The sequence below is a fragment of the Neobacillus sp. plas4 genome, assembly GCF_057221695.1.
The window spans coordinates 1,182,080-1,199,585 of the sequence record NZ_CM170152.1 but is presented as its reverse complement, the minus strand read 5'-3'; the positions used below and the strand labels follow the sequence as shown (position 1 = coordinate 1,199,585).

Below are 17,506 nucleotides of genomic sequence, written 5' to 3'. Positions count from 1 at the left end.
TTCACTCCTATAAGTCTATTTTTTCTACTTGGACTTGGTTGAATATATCTTCAAAATTTGCTGTATTAATATAACCTGTTACTGCTTCCATCGCATTTAGTATCCCAGTCGTCATCGCCGTTTTTAATACAACCTTAACAGACTGTTCATGTTTAACAGCGACAGCGAATCCGGCCACTGTGGCATCACCGGAACCAACCGGGTTTATCACATTAATTTTCGGGATTGTTACCTGGTAAAAATTCTGCCCATGCTTCACAAAGGCACCTGCTCCGCCCATCGAAACTACAATCCATTCAATACCTTGAAACCATTCGTTTGTGAGTGCCTGCCTAAGACTTTCTATGCTAGGTTCCACATTTATACCAAGAAGCTGGGAAAGCTCCGTGATGTTAGGCTTTATTGCAAAAGGCTTAACCTCGCTTATCAAAATCTGGCGCAAAGATTCACCCGAAGTATCAACGACCACGGGAATTCCCCGCTCATGACCCCGTTCTACCATCTGCCTGTAGAAGTCTGAAGGTAATCCCTTGGGCAAACTGCCAGAGATGGTTACCAATAAAACATTAGTAAGTAGACTTTCATATTTAGTAAGGAAGGCCGCTTCATCCTCGGCTGTCAAGGTCGGACCTGATTCTAAAATTTCGGTCTGCTTGCTGTCGTGGAGAATGGCAATACAGTTTCTGGATTCTTGATTAATTTTCAAAAAATCATTTTCAATCCTGTCTTTCGAAAGCTCCTGAATAATGTAGTCGCCAATCGTACCGCCCAGCACGCCAGTCGTCACAACGCCTTCTCCCATTTGCTTGATGACCCTGGCCACATTTAATCCTTTTCCACCTGCTGTTTTACGAACCCCTTCGACACGGTTGACATCATCGAGTTTGAAATCAGAAATCGGGTAGGAAATATCAACGGATGGGTTCATTGTGACAGTTAAGATCATTAGAATTCCTCTTTCCCCTTGAAGTTGTTAGCTTGGTATCTGCAAACTTGAAATGCAGCCTATGTTACAAATACATTCGAGCTGCCTTCCTTCTATTCCTTGTATTCGTGAATGGTGACCCCTTTTACCACGCGATTGACAGTGCCGCTTGGTGATGGTGTATCCGGTTTATTCCCGACTTTAATGGCCGCAAGTAAGGAAATCGTTTGACCAACCATAACGTAAGGTAAGGACAAATAAGCATCCGGTACGTTTGCACCCTCACTGTCGAATGAGAAGCTGTCACCCGAATAATTATTTTCACCTTCCACTACGATGGCACAAACCGAGCGGGCAATCTGGTCCTGCTTCAGTTCATTTAACATATCTAAATCGTACTGACGGGTATAAGGCTGGTTGGAAACAAAGCAAAATATGGCGGCGTTTTCATTTACAAAAGACTTCGGACCATGACGGAATCCAAGCGATGAATCAAATGCAGTGGCCATTTTTCCAGCTGTTAATTCTAAGACTTTCAATTGTGCCTCTCTTGCCAATCCCTCAAAGCCCCCGGAACCAAGATAAATGATCCGGTCAAAATCAACAGAAACGATCTTTTCAATCAAGGCTTCTCTTTGAATTACACTTTCACCCAAACGGCGGATTGTTTTAACGATCTCACCTTTTTCCTCATCTGATAACGAATCAAAAACAAGCAGTGCGGTTAAAGTCATACATGTATAGCTTCCGGTCATGGCAAAGCCCTGATCATTGGATTTTTCAGGCATTAATAATAGAAGATTTCTGTCATCCCCTGCAGCCCGCTGTGCAAGTTTGCCATCCTTTGAGCAAGTAATCGTTATTTGATAAAGATTGTTTACGATTTGTTGTGCGAGCTCAACGGTTGCCACGCTTTCCGGACTATTTCCACTTCTGGCAAAGGAAACGAGTAAGGTCGGAATATCTGCTTTCAAAAATTGGTACGGGTTTGAAACAATAGCAGTTGTCGCCACACTCTGCAAATCCCACTGCCATTCATCGACCTTTCCTTTCAAATAGGGTGTTACGGTGTCACCGACATATGCGGACGTACCAGCTCCGGTGAAAATCACACGAACACGATCATGCTTTTCCCTAATGGTGTTCAAAAATGCTGCAATAGCTCCGCGTCTCTCAGCATACAGTTCAAAAGTTTCTGCCCACAATTCAGGCTGTTGTTGAATTTCTGCCGTTGTAATCTCTGCTCCTAATGGAACTAATTTATCCTTACCTAAAGTAAACATTAACGACACCCCTTATATAATTTAGATATTTTCAAATACGCTTAATCCCGCACCAACAACGCCATTATTCTGCTTAATAGTACTTATGGTCATTTGATTTAAGACATGCAGTTGTTCAGGGATTTGATAGGTTTTAAGTTTTTCCTTTATTATTTCAAGCAGAAAAGGGTTATTCGCAATTACGCTGCCGCCAAATACCATTTTGTGAGGGTCCAATAAACTAGAAATTGAGTAGAGCCCCTGGACCCAATTATCCGTCACCTCATCGATGATTGACTGAACCTCAGGCTCTCCTGCCAGATATCGTTCAAAGACATCCTTAGTGGATAGTCGCAACGCCAAACGTTCTTCCGCTTTTTTGGCGATGGCCGGTCCGGCAGCTGCATGTTCAAGCCGCTCCAGATGGGGTGCAGTTCTTTTTGAAAAAATAGGAATTAAGCCAATCTCTCCAGCAAATCCCGCCCCTCTAAAAAAGGAACCTCGGTGGATAATGGCGCAGGAAATACCCGTACTAATTGTTACATAGACGAAGGTTTCCTCTCTGTTCCCACCGGCAGCCGACCATTCCGCGAAAGCGGCAGTATAGACATCATTATCGATTACGATTTTGTCGATTCCGAATGACTCCCGCAGCCTTTGTGTTACTGGAAACTGCTCCCAAGGTAAGTTATTTTGGAAAACGGCAATCCCGTTTTCCCGGTCTACCTTACCAGGGACTCCAACGCCAATCCCTGCCATATCCGTTATTGAAATAGAGGAATCTTTTAAAAGCAGCTCGACTGCTTCTACCACTCTAGAAAACATTTTTTCTCTGTCGGAGGGATCACTTTTTACCTCTGTGCGTTTCAGCAATTCACCCTTCTCGGTAATGATTCCTACTGCAATTTTTGTCCCGCCAATATCAATGCCAATGGACTTTTTCATTTCCTGCACCTCGATTTAAATTGAGTAAAGATAATCTCTATGTAGATGGGTTGATGGTACAAGTGATAATAGAAGAAAAGCTCATAGGTTTTTTACTATGAGCTCATTCACTTTGTAATTTCATTATAACATTTCAACTTGTAGGGTCAACCCAACAAATAGAATTTTTTTAGAAAATTCATACCAGTCGATTTTTCAATATCACGTTAAGTCAGTTCCGTATAAAAACGACAGCGGTCACCACGAACAATCGAACGACAAAACTCTACCGGTACTCCATTTGTGTCATAAGCTGTTCTTTCCAATAACAGAGCAGGTTTCCCTTCTTCTGTTTGCAGGTACTCACTTTCATCTGATTTAATTAATACAGGTTCGAAGGCCTCGATAGCTTTCTTTATGATAATATTAAATTCCTGTTCAAGAAAATCATAAAGCGAGATTTGTCCCACTTTGTTCAACATAGATATATCCGGTACAACACTTTTGGGAAAGAAGGAGGACTCTAGAATATATGGATCTTCCTCCACACACCGAAGGCGCTTCATTTCAATAACCGTTTCATCGTCCGGTAATTGCAGCTCTTGGATAATCTCTTGAGTCGGTCTGACTTCTCTTATTTCAATAAGGATATCCTTAGGGGTCAAACCTTTTTCCTTAAAAACTTTGCTAAAACTATATAAACCCATTAATGACTGTTGAAATTTTGGTTTTGCAACAAATGTTCCTTTTCCTTGTTTACGGTAAAGCAGTCCATCTTGGACCAATTCTTCGATTGCTTTTTTTGCCGTATTTCTACTAACATTATATTCATTCACTAATTGATTTTCAGAGGGTATTTGATCTCCTGGCAGCCATTCCCCTTTTTCAATAGAATGTTTTAATCTTTCCTTAAGTTGATGGTACAGTGGTATGACACTGTCATTTTGCAACGGCTTCATCTAAATCTTCCTTCCTATCCTTTTCCGAAAAATTATATTTATTATACCACCACTTGTACCATCAATCCACCAACTAAACAAATAAACTGTCTCTAAAAATTCTTCTTATGCCTATTGTGGACGAATCCTCATCGTACTAACCCAAACTTTGTCCTCAACACCCCGGATTGAGGACAAATCCTCATTCGGACCTCGTGAGTTTTGTCCTCAAGACCGCTTATTGGGGACGAATCCACTTAGGGCTCTCACGAGTTTGTCTTCAAGACACTCTATTGGGGACGTATCCTCATTCGAAACTCGTATGTTTTGTCCTCAAGACACCCTATTGGGGACGAATCTTCTTAGCACTCTCACGAGTTTTGTCCTCAAGATACTCTATTGGGGACGTATCCTCATTCGAAACTCGTATGTTTTGTCCTCAAGACCACCTGATTTACCAGACAACAACAAAAAAGGGAGCTGAACACTCGCTCCCTTTTTTTTGCTATATTTTAATACACGTCACGTTGATAACGCCCTTGCTTTTGCATATCTTTTAGATAGGCTTCGGCAGCATCGCGGTCCAGCCCGCCTTCTTTTTCGATCACGCTAATAAGTGCTTCGTTAACGTCCTTCGCCATACGCTCTTTATCCCCACAGACGTAGAAATAGGCACCATTATCAATCCAGTCAAATAATTCCTTACTGTTATCAAGCATTTTATGTTGAACATAAACCTTTTGCTCTGAATCACGGGAGAATGCAGTATCAAGTTTTGTCAAGACAGCTTCCTGTTGATAGTTTTCCAATTCATTTTGATAGAGGAAGTCTGACGCTGCATGTTGGTCCCCGAAAAATAGCCATGACCGTCCAGGTGAATTGGTCACTGCACGTTCCTGGATAAAAGAACGGAAAGGTGCAATGCCTGTCCCAGGTCCAACCATAATAATATCGAGATCTTGGGATTCCGGCAAATAGAAGTGTTTATTCGTCTGCACAAAAACAGGAAGCGTATCGCCCTCTTGAACACGTTCGGCACAAAGGATAGAACAAACACCATTTCGGTCTCGTTCATTCGCTGTGTATCGAACCGCACCAATAGTTAGATGAACCTCATCAGGATTAGCCGTAATGCTGCTTGCAATAGAATACAGACGCGGTGTCATCTTTCTTAATATAGAGACGATTTCCTGGACGGAAGCCTTCCACGGTCCAAAGTCTCTTAACATATCAAGCAAATCTCGGCCATTACAATACTCTTTTAGCTGACCTGCATTTTCAACCAACACAAGTCTTTGTAACTCTTCGTTTTCTGTAAATGCTGCTGCTTGTTGTAAAATTTTCTTCGTCAGCAGTGTTATTTCAAAATAGTTTGTTAACGCTTCCTTAAGTGGCAGTGTCTCACCTTGCTTATTAATAGTAACTACCGTTTCATCATCCCATTCCATTTCCGTTAGCAGGGTTGCTACTAGCTCTGGATCATTCGCAGGGACGATGCCAAGTGCATCTCCTGGGGCATAAGAAAGGCCTGAATCTTTTAAGGATAATTCAATATGTCTAGTTTCTTTACTAGAGCCTGGGCCATTTAAATTAATATTTTTAAGAACCTCCGCATGAAATGGATTGTTCCTAGAGAATGGTAGACTGTCACTTTTGGCATTTTTAGGGTTTTCCAAAGTAAGTTGCAAAGCTTATACCTCCAAAAGTTAATATATTTTATAAATATCACAATATTATAATATCAGATATGTATTTCAGTACACAATGCACAATTTTTAGTAAGTACCTCAAAATTAGGTTTAGCAACTCTAATATGTCGTAGAGTGTGTTTATAGTAATACATAAGATGTTGGAGGTATAATTTTGTCTTTAATAGAGTTAAGAAAATTCATAATTATACATTTGCCCGTAATCAAAATGTAAATACTCTGTCACTTTAATATAGTTGATGTTAGAAATCTGAAGGTATAAGCTTTACTTACTATATAAGGAGTGATTAAGTTGAATACAGTAACAGTAGATAAATTAACATTCAAGAAAAAACTAACGATGATTGAACAATTTTCACTCAAAGACTTTTTGTTCAGATGGGTTGGAGCACCGGCAGAAGGATTAGATGATTTTCTGCCACTTGAGTACACAGAGTGTGTCTTTGCAAAGTTGGAAGTTAAACAAGGAGAAGCTTTTGTTATTAATGAAGACGAACACTTAAGATATGCAACAATAACAGAAGCAAATCAAATTGTTATCGGTTTTCTAGATTCAAATAATGAGTTAAAACATAGAATCATTTCCTTAGGTGAAATTTTAAAGAGGTAAGCTCTGTAATAGCCTACCTCTTTAAAGGGCTATATAATTTTACTCGAAAACAGAATTATTTTGACTTAAACGCAGCCACGATTCCATTTCGGATTCCAATTGATTACTTAAATCGATTTTCCTATTATAAAACATACTGAGCTCCTCATGATTGAATTCTTGAGCCATAGATAAATCAATCTCATTTATTTCTTTTTCAAGATTTTCAATCTTAGCGAGAGCTTTATCCAGCAATGCTTCAAGGTTTATTTCCTCGGAGTTTTTCTTTTGTTCTTTTTTACCATTTATCTCAGGCTCTTTTTTTGCCTTCTGACTTTCCTCTTCTTGTTTAATATTTTTATAATCATCGTAATTTCCAGGATAACTATTAATACTATGTTCCTCAACAGCAGCTACTCTTCCCGCCATTTTATTGATGAAATAACGATCATGGGAGATAAAGAATATCGTCCCTTGGAAATCTTGAAGTGCTTCCTCTAGGGTTTCAATGGAGTCAATATCAAGATGATTGGTTGGTTCATCAAGTATTAATAAATTTATATCTTGATATAACAGCATAGCCAGCTTTAACCTGATTCTCTCTCCACCAGACAAATGCTTTACTTTTTTGAACGGACTTTTTTTATAAAACATGAATTTCGCTAAATATTCTCTTGCTTTACCTTCCAAGATCGATATATTCTCTCTAAATGCCTCCAACACTGTGTGTTCCTCATTATTAAAAATAATTTTTTGAGGCAAGTAGGCAGCCATTACATTCGCACCTAATTCCACTACACCTTGATCGGGCTTTTCTTCCCCTAAGAGCATTTTTAAAAAGGTGGTTTTCCCGCTGCCATTCGGCCCGACCAGCCCTACTCTTTCTCCGTAATGAATCATTAAATTTATGTCCTTAAAAATAATCTTATCTTGGAACCTTTTCGAGACTCCAATTGCTTTTATGGTTTCCTTCCCGGACCGCTGACCCACTTTAAGATCCAGCCTCATATTCTTTCTTTCAAAAATTGGTTTATCAATTCGATCCATTTTATCAAGCTTTTTTTGAATACTGGCTGCTCTTCGAAAGAACTTATTATTATCTGCCCTCATTGCCCAGTCTCTCAGACTTGTCACTTGCTTCTCCATGTTATTAATTTTTTTCTGCTGTTCTCGAAAATGCTCATATTGAATCCGCATATTTTCTTCTTTTTGACGAACAAAGGATGAGTAGTTGCCCTTATAGGAGATGGATTCCATATCCTCAATTTCGACAATTTTATTGACTACATGGTCCAGAAAATATCTGTCATGAGAAACAATAATCACGATTCCCTTATAGTCTTTAAGGTACCCTTCGAGCCATTCAATAGCCTCCATATCTAAATGGTTGGTCGGCTCATCCAGCAGTAATATATTCGGATTATGAATCAGCAGTTTTCCAAGCACGACGGTGGTTTTTTCCCCTCCGCTTAATAAATCAAAATCCTTGTTTAAAAAACGTTCTGTAAAATTCAGCCCTGTACAAACCTTGCTCAATTTTTCTTCTCGTTGGTAGCCGCCCTTTACCTCGAATAACTGAACCAAATCACTGTATCTATTCAAGGCCTTTTCCAAAGCAGTACCTTCAAGCGTCTTCATTTGCTCTTCTATTTCCCGCATTTGGTTTTCTATGCCGACAATCTCTTCAAAAGCAAGATTCAGTACATCGATAACTTTTAAGCCTTCCGGATAAACAGGCGATTGTTCAAGATATGCCTTAGTCGCTTCTCTCGGCAGATTAATCAAACCTTCATCATATCCAGGGCTTGAGGTTTGTGGATAGCCTGGGTAATAATGCATCTTCTCAATTCCTGCGATTAGCTTAAGAATTGTACTCTTTCCGCTTCCATTGGCTCCTACAATCCCTACCTTATTTCCTTCATACGCTTCAAATGAAATATTATTAACCACAAGCGTGGCTTCCATGAATTTTTTAACACCGTTTAATTTCATTTCTAACATAAAACTTCCTTCTTTCCTCCATAATTTAAGGTTACGCCCTTTTATGGACAGGACAAAGAAGACTTGCATTACTTATTTATCTATAAAATAAAAAGACCATAAGAAGATTGTTTCTTCTTACAGTCTAAAAAATCAGTCCATATAATTTACGAAAGCAAGCATAGCAAAAAAACACAAGATTATGCCTATACCCCTTTCACCAGCTGCAGTAAAAACTGGGGAAATTAAATTATAATTTTGATTTTAGTAAAGTAAGTACCTTCTAATTGCCTGATTCATAAAGAGCATAACAAATAAACCTAACTTTAATAGGTAATTGAACACTCCATACAAAATCCCTATTCATTTTCAAAATGAATGTAAATTAGCAATTAGTTGGTTCCATAAACTTACTTTCCTCCTTCAAAATTTTCTTTATTATCCCATGATTTCATTTTTTTGTAAATATTATTTTTTATACATGTTCACTTAAAATTTTGGTCAACTTCTCTTTCATTTCATTGCTGGTAACTATGCACCTGATAGAAAAGCCTTTTGTCTTGATAATTAATTCATAGCCATTATTAACCTCAGCTGCATAGCCATATAGTTTATGGTTGACATCAATTGGAATGAACAGAAATGATTTTACTCTTCTCCAAGAAACAAATCGACTTCCGCTAAAAACGCCTTCCTCTGAAACCGCAAATATATTAAAAAGATCATGCGAATAAGATAGAGGTAAAAATAATAATAAATAAAACTGCCAATCGAATATGTTGGTAAAAATGCCAAAAATGAACATGATGATGACAAATAATAACATAGCAGAATAGATCACGATTCCTACTCTCTGATTAGAGTATATTGGAAAATCTACTGTTTTCTGAGGGCGTAATCTAATAAACGCAATCTCCTCACTAGTGACAGGGACAACCACATTTCGATTCATCTTTATTAAGATAAAAATAAACTTATAGCAATGGTACCCGATGACAATAAAAAACAAAATATCCCAAAAGACCTTCATTTCATCACCCTTTTCTCCTTAAATACTAAATAAAGGTTCACTATTTATATCTACGGACGAGCAACAGTTTTGGTCTCACTTTTTTATTTATAGACTTAAAAACAGTAAACCACCGTCCTGTAGTGTATATGGACGGTGGTTTACTGTTGGTCAGGATATGCCCTAAGCCTTTTTCAACAACTTTGAACTAATTTATGACATAATCAGGGAAAGTCATTCTCGGAATCATCTACTATAAGCCTCTATGCAGTTCATTCCATTTCTTAACCAAACGCTTTGGAGCTGCGCGTAAATAGGCTTCTTGAATTAGATCGGTTAATTCTTCCCAAACTTCTCCATTTGGATTATTAATAGAAACCCAGCCATGATGTCCTATGTAGGCGGTTTTATAAAAATACGCTTTTTGAAGCAACAATTCTTGAGTTTCCCTATCAGACTTAAACGACAAGCTGAACCCTTTGTCATTTTCTCCTGATATTACAAATGATTTTCCATTGATTTTAAAGGTATTGTGGCCAAACCCATCAATGATTTCAACAGCTTCAGGCAGTGCGAGACAGATAGTGCGCACATTGTCCAACATGCCTGCGGTATCTTGTAATTTCATGTTCGTATCAACCTATTTTGCATTCTCATCGGGTTGATGAATGCCGAATATATTGCCTTCGGTATCAATATAGTATCCTTGCCATGCCATCCCTGGCAAAGCATACTTTGGCATTGCTACCTTTCCGCCAAGATCCATAATTTTCGCTTCCGTTACGTCGTAATTTTCCACGCCCATTGTACAAGCAAATCCATTTAAGGGTTGGTTTGCTTCTGGCCGTGGACTTTGCCGCTGCATTAATGCACCATCGATTCCTTGTTGATTCTGATCACCAGTCACTGCACCAAAGTATGGCATACCTGCATACTCACTCCAATCCTGAAATGACCATCCAAATACCTCTCCATAAAACTTTTTTGCTCGATCCATATCGTCCACATGAATTTCGAAATGAACTAATCGTCCCATGATTACCTCCTACTTATAAGAACTTCTACTAGAATTTCTAGTTGTACGATCCTTTTTCCTCTCTATTATAGAGAAAAAGATGGAAAAACATTCAATTACAACAAAAAAGACATATCTATCAGTCTAGACTGATAGATATGTCTCTTGAAAGAGTAATAAAAGATCAAGCCAAAAATAAGTCAGAAGACAGATAGCGTTCTCCTGTGTCTGGAGCTAAACAAAGAACTCTAGCTGAAGGTGGAAGCTGTTTTGCTACCTCGACAGCAAAGTAGGTTGAAGCTGCTCCTGACGCACCTACAAAAATCCCTTCTTTTGCAGCAAGCCGGCGTGCTGTCACTTGAGCGTCTTCATCCTTGATGAGCAAAATTTCATCAAAAATAGAACGATTTAATATCGTTGGAATAAAACCCGGACCTGTTCCTGGGATTTTATGTGGTCCAGGTTCACCACCTGATAGAACAGGGGATCCAAATGGTTCTACTACATAAATTTTCAAGTTAGGAATCCGTTTTTTTAGCTCTTCTCCAACTCCGGTTACCGTTCCACCTGTTCCTGCTGTTAACACAAGTGCATCCAATTTCCCTTCAAAAGCTTCCAGAATTTCAACAGCTGTTTTTTCACGATGGGCGTCCGCGTTTGCAGAATTCTCAAATTGCATCGGAATAAAACTGTCAGAAATTGATTCAGCCAATCGATTTGCTTTATCAATAGACCCTTGCATTCGCAAACTTGCCGGAGTTAGATGGACCTCCGCTCCATAGGCTTTCATGATTTTGACCCGTTCTTTTGTCGCATTATCAGGCATGGTAATAATACAGCGATACCCTTTTACTGCACAAACCATCGCAATTCCAATACCGGTATTACCAGAAGTCGGTTCAATCACGGTACTCTTTCCTGGGATTAGTTTTCCTTCCTTTTCTGCACGTTCAATCATATTAATAGACGCCCGGTCTTTTACACTGCCGCCTGGGTTAAAGGATTCCAGTTTAATATAAACTTCCGCACCAGTTGGATCAGGTAATTTATTTAATTTTACAATCGGAGTTTTACCAATTAAGTCAAGAACTGAACTGTAAAGTTTCATTTTCCTTCCGCCTTTCGAAATTTAAAATACCCCCCATGGTAAATCCCAATAGGGGAACACAATTATCCATTTAGAACTTTTTCCAAGTGTTTTACTGTTGGTGTCAAGTTTGCAAAGAAATAGGCTTCGCGCAGTCTTCGGGATGGTGCACTATCCTGTATATATCCTGCACTGCCGTTGTGCAGCATACTTTCTTGGACCGCTTCAAGTGTTAAATAGGCTGCCTCCAAACGTATCTTAGCAATATCTTTGAAATTAAGGCTATCACCATTAAATAAGGATTGCAATTTTAGCTGGATGTCATGTTCAACAGCTCGTAAATCGTCAGGCTGCTTCTTTAGAAATTGATTACAGCCATTTTGTTTTTGACAAACTTTTTCTATTGAAGAAATGGAAGCCTGGGTCACTCCAAGACCAAGTGGAATTTGATATAACAGGAATGCGGGACGAATCTGTTCAACATACTCCTTCGCATTCTCAGAAAGTACCCACTCATCTGGAACAAATACATCGGTAAAAGAACATGCATAGGTGGCACTGCCGTTAATGCCAAGGTAATCGATCTTTTCTTTCATCTTTAGCCCCTCAGCATTACAAGGAACAAAACACATGATATCATTTCCTTCTTTAATGCCCGCAATGCATCCAAACCAATGGTCTTCTCCAAGATTCGAAACTGATGGAAGCACTCCCGATAATAGATAGCCTCCTTCTACAGACTTCGCACTTAAATGGAGCTTCTCAAGTCCAGCATAATATTTCATCGGGTTTGATAAACCCGTTCCAGCTAATATCTCACCCTTTTCCAGTGATGAAAGCAATCTCTCTTTCAACTTGTTATTTTTCGTTTGCCGTACATATGTTAATGCAGCAAGGTGGCACCAAAGGCAAAATGCGGTAGTCATACAAACTTTAGCAGTCTCTTCTACAAGGTACATCTCATTTAATAAATATTCTTTTTTAGATTTATTTAATGAAGATAATAATCCAGCTTCCCCAAGCTTTCTTAGGAATCCTTCTGCATAGAAAGCCTCCGTATCAATTTTTTTCACATAAGGTTTTAATTTCTCTTCAATTAACTTTTCAAGAATAGACTTTTGACTTAAAATCTGTAGATCCATGGCTGCCACTCCTGCCTTTATAAGTTATTATTAAACAATACAAACATTTATTAATCAATCAATTCCTATTAGATTAGTAGGTTATGTAGTTATAATATTATACTTCGTTTAAAAAATCAACTTGCAATTTTCTAAATATATTAATATTTTAAAAATAAAAAAAGGCTAAAACCATTTTTTAGGTTTTAGCCTTTTGACTATCGTGAAAATAATTATTCGCCAGCTAATTCAGTAATAGAATCAATTGGAGTGTTTACCGCCTCACGCGCACGCTTTACAGCGGCTTCGTCTGGAGCGTCATAGAAGCAAAGACATTTTGACATATCTTCACAAACGTACGTTCTTGAAAATGCAACTTCAGGAACTTCTTGATAGTGTACAGAGTTTTTCTTTTTACGTGCTAAGTACTGATCCATTGTGATATCCGCTGGAATATTCCATTCTACTAAATAATTCACAACATCGTTCTTTTTCTTTACATCATCTAATTCTTTTCCAACAAGTCGAACTTCTTTTACAAGTTCCACAGGAACACCCGCAGCTTTTAAAGTCTCAGTCGCTGCATTTTGATCTTCGCCTTCAACGATAAAGAAAGAGCGAGAAAAGTCTTTTGATACCTGTACTTCAATTAGAGCTGAATTTTTATCATTTAATGTTGCTTGTAGTGCAGAAACCTTCTTATTCAATTCCTCTTTTGTAGAAACAACTTCTTTTAAAGATGATTCAATTAAATAAAGTGCCATTGTAGTTCCCTCGCTTTTTTGATTATATTTTGTTATGGTTCATTAAGGTTATTTTATTATACTGAGTTTAAAAAATCAACCTTATTAATTTTTATTTATTTATGATAAAATAGAATAAAACACTGAAGGGAAATTACAAATGAAGTCAAGATACAATATACCGTGTAATATTGCCCAATCGCTTAATATCATTGGGGATCGGTGGACATTATTAATTGTCCATGAAATCCTAAATGGACAAACATTGTTTAATGAAATTAAGAAGGCCTTACCAGGTATACCCTCCAACCTTTTATCAGACAGACTAAAATATTTAGAGGAAGAAGGACTTATTTCGGTAGAGCTCTATTCTGACCATCCCCCGCGCTATCGTTACACATTATCGAAAAATGGTGAGGAATTAGAACATGTTTTCAATACACTCATTATTTGGGGCAGCAATAATTTACAAAAGTGTTATAAAAAATTAATTGACCCAAAAACAGGTGATGAAGTAGCAGTTGCCTATATTAATAAAAAGACGGGCGAGCTTGTTGATACTGTAGAAGTAGTCGCTCTTCAGGAAGAACTTCAAAGAGCTGGAGAAGAATAATCTCCAGCTTTTTTGTAATGTCCAGGGAACTTCTGTACCTTAAGTCCGTGCCATTCCCCACTGCTTCCCCACCCATCCTTCGAATAGGCCAATTAAACGGTCCAATAGAAATCCACTGACGCCGATAAAAATAATCCCTGCTAAAACATAATCAAGATTTAACGTATTTCTTGCATCAACAATTAAAAAACCAAGGCCTGACTGGGCTCCAACCATTTCACCTGCTACAAGGAAAATCCAGCCTGTCCCCACAGCTAGACGCATGCCACTAACGATAGATGGGAAGGCAGCAGGGAAAATGAATTTAACCATCAACTTCAACTTGGTAATTTCAAGGTTTTCAGCAATTTTCAAATAAGATCGATCAATTTTATTGACCCCTGCTACCGTAGTTAATAATACCGGGAAAAAGGCTGAAATAAAAATGATAGCAATGGCTGGCATATTGCCTATACCAAACCATAGGACGATAAACGGTGACCATGCTACAGGTGATACCGGCCGCAGCACTTGTGCAATTGGGTCAAAAATTTGCCAAACCCTAGGCAGTCTGCCTAGTATCATCCCTAAAAGGATAGCAGGAATGACAGCTAAGAAATATCCGGCTAGAAACCTGCCAAAGCTCACTTGCAAATGCTCAAACAAAGTTCCCCCGACAATCAGAACAATAATTGCTTTTCCAACGCTTAACGGTGAAGGAAGAAGTGCTTCTGGATAACCTCCAACCCAAATAATCACTTGCCAGATGAACACCAAAGCGACCATCCCTATTAGGAAGTTCACCAGTTTTTTTCCGATTTTCATTCTCGTCACATCGCTTTTTCAATAAATGTATTGTCAACAAATTCTTCATATAATGGCGGCTTTTCCATTAAGTCCATCTCTACTATCAGATTGCGGAGCCTCTCGTACTCCTTTTTTTCAATGCGTAATCCATCATATGAAATCCATTGTAAAGATAAATCCAACACTTCCCTGTCTACCTTCATGAATTGCCCAAATGATTGATATAAATCTTCATTTTTTTGGTTAGCTAGCTCTCCAGATCTCACATATTGAGTCACCATTGATTGAGCAGCAGTTCGATTGTCTTGAATAAAGTCGTTTCTTAAGACAAGAACACAGCAATATGAATTTGGCCAAATATCTTCCGAATGATGGAGAACATGCCCTTTATCGAGTTTAACAGCTAACGCACCAAACGGCTCTGCCACTACAAAACCACTAATTCGTCCCCCAGCTAATGCAGCTGGCATTTCAGCAGGAGGCATTTCTACAACATTAACATCCTCATAAGTTAAGCTTTCTTTTTTTAATGTTTCATATAATAAAAGATTATGAGTGGAATATTTATGCGGAATTGCAAAGGTTTTCCCTTCTAATTCACTAGCATCTTCAATATCCTTAGAGGAAATTAATACATTTCCATCTTTATGACCGAGTGCAACAGCTTTTAAATCAATTCCCTTTTCAACTGCTTTCATCGCAAGTTGGATCAAAACTGAGGCACCATCTACACGTCCTGTATTTAAGGCATCCATTAAATCTGGCCATGAGTTAAATTTAACCATTTCAATGTTATAATCCTCAAATTGCCCCCCATGAACATGGGCATCTAAGTACAACGGTCCTGCATGTGTAATGGGAAGATAGCCAATTTTAATCGTTGGTTTCCCCAAGTTTTGCTGTGTGGTCTGTCCACATGACGTAATAAACAGTATTACAACAGCGGTTACGATTGAAATCATCCATTTCCTGTTTTTTCTCAATGGTATATTCTCCTTAAATTATATATTCCGGTTCTTGACGACTGCCGCTTAACTCAAAATCTTCTAATATTCTTTTACGGTAGTAATGAAAGTCCTCTCCCGCTCGGTCTCGCGGCTTTACTAGTTTAATTGGAATATCCTTGAAAATCCTTCCCGGGTGGGAGCTCATAATCAATATTCTGTCAGCTAAATAGACAGCTTCATCTATATCATGTGTAACCATTAAGATTGTTGTCTTCATTTTTTCTTGAATACGCAAAAGTTCATCCTGTAAAAGATAGCGGTTAAATGTATCCAATGCCGCAAATGGTTCGTCCATCAATATGACATCCGGCTTCATCGCGAGCGCCCTGGCAATGGCAACGCGTTGCTGCATCCCGCCAGACAATTCATGTGGAAATAGATGATGATGGTTTTCTAGTCCAACAAGCTTTATTGCATCGATTACCCGCTGGTTTAATTCCTCAGCGGAAATTCTTTCGCCTTCAAGTCCAAGTTCTACATTTTTTAAAACTGTTCTCCATGGGAGAAGATTTATTTGCTGAAACAACATGATACATTTTCTTGTTGGACGTTTCACTTCATTTCCATCAAGAATCACCGTTCCCCCATCCGCTTTTTCAAATCCACCCACCATATTTAATAGAGTACTTTTGCCACATCCGCTTTTTCCGAGTAACGTGACAATTTCCCCTTTCTCAACCTGAAATGAAACATGATCAAGTACATGAATGGATTCCTTCCCATTAACGAATTGCTTATTCACATCACTTACTTCAATCATATACTTTGACACATCTCAACCCCCTAATTTAAAACCTACTAATTCCTATTAGTTTACTGTGTATTGTAGGTTATTTTATTATACTTTGTTTTAAAAAACAACCATCTAATCGGAATTTTCCGAACTTTTTTTGTGGATTCCGCAGGCTATGCTTTGGAGACATATCGTATGAGCCATTAGTGGGATTTGTCCACAATACAAGGGTTTAAGAACAAATCGCATGAGCTTCAAGTAACAATTTGTCCTCAATATAAGGGCTTGGGGACGAATCGCATGAGCACCAAGCAACGATTTGTCCTCAATACAGGGGCTTGAGAACAAATCGCATGAGCACCAGGCAACGATTTGTCCTCAATACAGGGGCTTGGGGACGAATCGCATGAGCACCAGGCAACGATTTGTCCTCAATACAGGGGCTTGGGGACGAATCACATGAGCACCAGGCAACGATTTGTCCTCAATACAGGGGCTTGGGGACGAATCACATGAGCACCAGGCAACGATTTGTCCTCAATACAGGGGCTTGGGGACGAATCGCATGAGCACCAAGCAACGATTTGTCCTCAATAAAGGGGCTTGGGGACAAATAGCATGAGCACCAAGCTACGATTTGTCCTCAATACAGGGGCTTGGGGACAAATAGCATGAGCACCAAGCGTCGATTTGTCCTCAATACAGGGCCTTGTGGACGATTCGCATGAGCTCCAAGCAACGATTTGTCCTCAATAAAGGGGCTTGTGGACAAATCACATGAGCACCAAGCAACGATTTGTCCTCAATACATGATTCACACTAGTCACTCTTTTGACCATTGTCATAATCAAAAAATAAAGGCTGTCGAGACCTACTCGACAGCCTAGCAAAGTAATCGACTTTGATTACTTTGCTTTTTTATATTGTAGCCCTATATATTTTTCCACTAATTATCACCGGATTTCTCCATCTTGTTAATAAGTCCTAATGCTTCTTCCAGTTCAGGTTCATTAAAACTTTATTTCTAGCAAGGAAAATCGCTAGGATGATAATAAATGCCAGTTC

Annotated in this window: 17 protein-coding genes; 2 read left to right on the top strand and 15 right to left on the bottom strand. The window is 38.7% G+C overall.

What is annotated here, in order from left to right:
- Positions 1–7: 7 nt before the first annotated feature.
- From lacC to AC2TFD_RS06030, 5 genes are all read right to left on the bottom strand, one after another.
- Complete coding sequence (gene lacC, locus AC2TFD_RS06050) at positions 8–946, bottom strand: tagatose-6-phosphate kinase (protein ID WP_484675270.1); 939 nt, start codon at positions 944–946, stop codon at positions 8–10.
- Between the two features lie 92 nt (positions 947–1,038).
- Entirely contained in the window at positions 1,039–2,208 is a 1,170-nt protein-coding gene (locus AC2TFD_RS06045; RefSeq protein WP_484675269.1) for an SIS domain-containing protein, read from the bottom strand.
- Between the two features lie 21 nt (positions 2,209–2,229).
- Positions 2,230–3,132, bottom strand: coding sequence for an ROK family protein (locus AC2TFD_RS06040; RefSeq protein WP_484675268.1), 903 nt, complete (start codon positions 3,130–3,132; stop codon positions 2,230–2,232).
- A 206-nt stretch (positions 3,133–3,338) separates the two neighbouring features.
- Positions 3,339–4,070, bottom strand: a complete 732-nt coding sequence (locus tag AC2TFD_RS06035) for a GntR family transcriptional regulator (RefSeq protein WP_484675267.1) — start codon at positions 4,068–4,070, stop codon at positions 3,339–3,341.
- 491 nt (positions 4,071–4,561) lie between these two features.
- Positions 4,562–5,737 carry a sulfite reductase subunit alpha gene (locus AC2TFD_RS06030; protein ID WP_484675266.1) on the bottom strand — a complete coding sequence of 392 codons (1,176 nt, stop codon included), beginning with the start codon at positions 5,735–5,737 and terminating at the stop codon, positions 4,562–4,564.
- A gap of 313 nt (positions 5,738–6,050) precedes the next feature.
- Between AC2TFD_RS06030 and AC2TFD_RS06025 the strand changes: the two genes are divergently transcribed.
- Positions 6,051–6,368 (top strand): hypothetical protein, encoded by a 318-nt coding sequence (locus AC2TFD_RS06025; protein WP_484675265.1) that lies wholly within the window; start codon positions 6,051–6,053, stop codon positions 6,366–6,368.
- 39 nt (positions 6,369–6,407) lie between these two features.
- Here AC2TFD_RS06025 and abc-f read toward each other — a convergent pair whose 3' ends face one another.
- The 7 genes from abc-f to AC2TFD_RS05990 all read right to left on the bottom strand — a co-directional run bounded on the left by abc-f (position 6,408) and on the right by AC2TFD_RS05990 (position 13,323).
- On the bottom strand, positions 6,408–8,348 hold the full coding sequence (abc-f, locus tag AC2TFD_RS06020) for a ribosomal protection-like ABC-F family protein (RefSeq protein ID WP_484675264.1): 1,941 nt from the start codon (positions 8,346–8,348) through the stop codon (positions 6,408–6,410).
- Positions 8,349–8,802: 454 nt separating this feature from the next.
- Positions 8,803–9,357, bottom strand: coding sequence for a hypothetical protein (locus tag AC2TFD_RS06015; RefSeq protein ID WP_484675263.1), 555 nt, complete (start codon positions 9,355–9,357; stop codon positions 8,803–8,805).
- 232 nt (positions 9,358–9,589) lie between these two features.
- Positions 9,590–9,964, bottom strand: coding sequence for an MmcQ/YjbR family DNA-binding protein (locus AC2TFD_RS06010; protein ID WP_484675262.1), 375 nt, complete (start codon positions 9,962–9,964; stop codon positions 9,590–9,592).
- A 12-nt stretch (positions 9,965–9,976) separates the two neighbouring features.
- Positions 9,977–10,372 carry a VOC family protein gene (locus tag AC2TFD_RS06005; protein ID WP_484675261.1) on the bottom strand — a complete coding sequence of 132 codons (396 nt, stop codon included), beginning with the start codon at positions 10,370–10,372 and terminating at the stop codon, positions 9,977–9,979.
- Between the two features lie 163 nt (positions 10,373–10,535).
- Positions 10,536–11,459 (bottom strand): cysteine synthase A, encoded by a 924-nt coding sequence (gene cysK / locus AC2TFD_RS06000; protein WP_484675260.1) that lies wholly within the window; start codon positions 11,457–11,459, stop codon positions 10,536–10,538.
- 62 nt (positions 11,460–11,521) lie between these two features.
- Complete coding sequence (locus AC2TFD_RS05995) at positions 11,522–12,580, bottom strand: acyl-CoA dehydrogenase family protein (protein ID WP_484675259.1); 1,059 nt, start codon at positions 12,578–12,580, stop codon at positions 11,522–11,524.
- 212 nt (positions 12,581–12,792) lie between these two features.
- The gene (locus tag AC2TFD_RS05990) at positions 12,793–13,323 is read right to left on the bottom strand and encodes a DUF4242 domain-containing protein (protein ID WP_484675258.1); all 531 of its coding nucleotides are present in this window, start codon (positions 13,321–13,323) and stop codon (positions 12,793–12,795) included.
- A gap of 139 nt (positions 13,324–13,462) precedes the next feature.
- Here AC2TFD_RS05990 and AC2TFD_RS05985 point away from each other — a divergent pair, with 139 nt between their 5' ends.
- The gene (locus AC2TFD_RS05985) at positions 13,463–13,915 is read left to right on the top strand and encodes a winged helix-turn-helix transcriptional regulator (protein ID WP_484675257.1); all 453 of its coding nucleotides are present in this window, start codon (positions 13,463–13,465) and stop codon (positions 13,913–13,915) included.
- A gap of 39 nt (positions 13,916–13,954) precedes the next feature.
- Here AC2TFD_RS05985 and AC2TFD_RS05980 read toward each other — a convergent pair whose 3' ends face one another.
- Genes AC2TFD_RS05980 through AC2TFD_RS05970 form a run of 3 tightly spaced genes read right to left on the bottom strand, consistent with a single transcriptional unit; the run spans position 13,955 to position 16,468 of the window.
- Positions 13,955–14,719, bottom strand: coding sequence for an ABC transporter permease (locus AC2TFD_RS05980; protein ID WP_484675256.1), 765 nt, complete (start codon positions 14,717–14,719; stop codon positions 13,955–13,957).
- Positions 14,720–14,724: 5 nt separating this feature from the next.
- Positions 14,725–15,684, bottom strand: a complete 960-nt coding sequence (locus AC2TFD_RS05975; protein ID WP_335568892.1) for an ABC transporter substrate-binding protein — start codon at positions 15,682–15,684, stop codon at positions 14,725–14,727.
- Positions 15,685–15,697: 13 nt separating this feature from the next.
- On the bottom strand, positions 15,698–16,468 hold the full coding sequence (locus AC2TFD_RS05970; protein WP_484676281.1) for an ABC transporter ATP-binding protein: 771 nt from the start codon (positions 16,466–16,468) through the stop codon (positions 15,698–15,700).
- Positions 16,469–17,506: the final 1,038 nt, after the last annotated feature.

Excerpts from the sequence above, each read along its gene's own strand:
- lacC (WP_484675270.1), bottom strand. The coding sequence starts at position 946 with ATGATCTTAACTGTCACAATGAACCCATCCGTTGATATTTCCTACCCG.
- AC2TFD_RS06045 (WP_484675269.1), bottom strand. The coding sequence starts at position 2,208 with ATGTTTACTTTAGGTAAGGATAAATTAGTTCCATTAGGAGCAGAGATT.
- AC2TFD_RS06040 (WP_484675268.1), bottom strand. The coding sequence starts at position 3,132 with ATGAAAAAGTCCATTGGCATTGATATTGGCGGGACAAAAATTGCAGTA.
- AC2TFD_RS06035 (WP_484675267.1), bottom strand. The coding sequence starts at position 4,070 with ATGAAGCCGTTGCAAAATGACAGTGTCATACCACTGTACCATCAACTT.
- abc-f (WP_484675264.1), bottom strand. The coding sequence starts at position 8,348 with ATGTTAGAAATGAAATTAAACGGTGTTAAAAAATTCATGGAAGCCACG.
- AC2TFD_RS06015 (WP_484675263.1), bottom strand. The coding sequence starts at position 9,357 with ATGAAGGTCTTTTGGGATATTTTGTTTTTTATTGTCATCGGGTACCAT.
- AC2TFD_RS06010 (WP_484675262.1), bottom strand. The coding sequence starts at position 9,964 with ATGAAATTACAAGATACCGCAGGCATGTTGGACAATGTGCGCACTATC.
- AC2TFD_RS06005 (WP_484675261.1), bottom strand. The coding sequence starts at position 10,372 with ATGGGACGATTAGTTCATTTCGAAATTCATGTGGACGATATGGATCGA.
- cysK (WP_484675260.1), bottom strand. The coding sequence starts at position 11,459 with ATGAAACTTTACAGTTCAGTTCTTGACTTAATTGGTAAAACTCCGATT.
- AC2TFD_RS05995 (WP_484675259.1), bottom strand. The coding sequence starts at position 12,580 with ATGGATCTACAGATTTTAAGTCAAAAGTCTATTCTTGAAAAGTTAATT.
- AC2TFD_RS05990 (WP_484675258.1), bottom strand. The coding sequence starts at position 13,323 with ATGGCACTTTATTTAATTGAATCATCTTTAAAAGAAGTTGTTTCTACA.
- AC2TFD_RS05985 (WP_484675257.1), top strand. The coding sequence starts at position 13,463 with ATGAAGTCAAGATACAATATACCGTGTAATATTGCCCAATCGCTTAAT.
- AC2TFD_RS05980 (WP_484675256.1), bottom strand. The coding sequence starts at position 14,719 with ATGAAAATCGGAAAAAAACTGGTGAACTTCCTAATAGGGATGGTCGCT.
- AC2TFD_RS05970 (WP_484676281.1), bottom strand. The coding sequence starts at position 16,468 with ATGATTGAAGTAAGTGATGTGAATAAGCAATTCGTTAATGGGAAGGAA.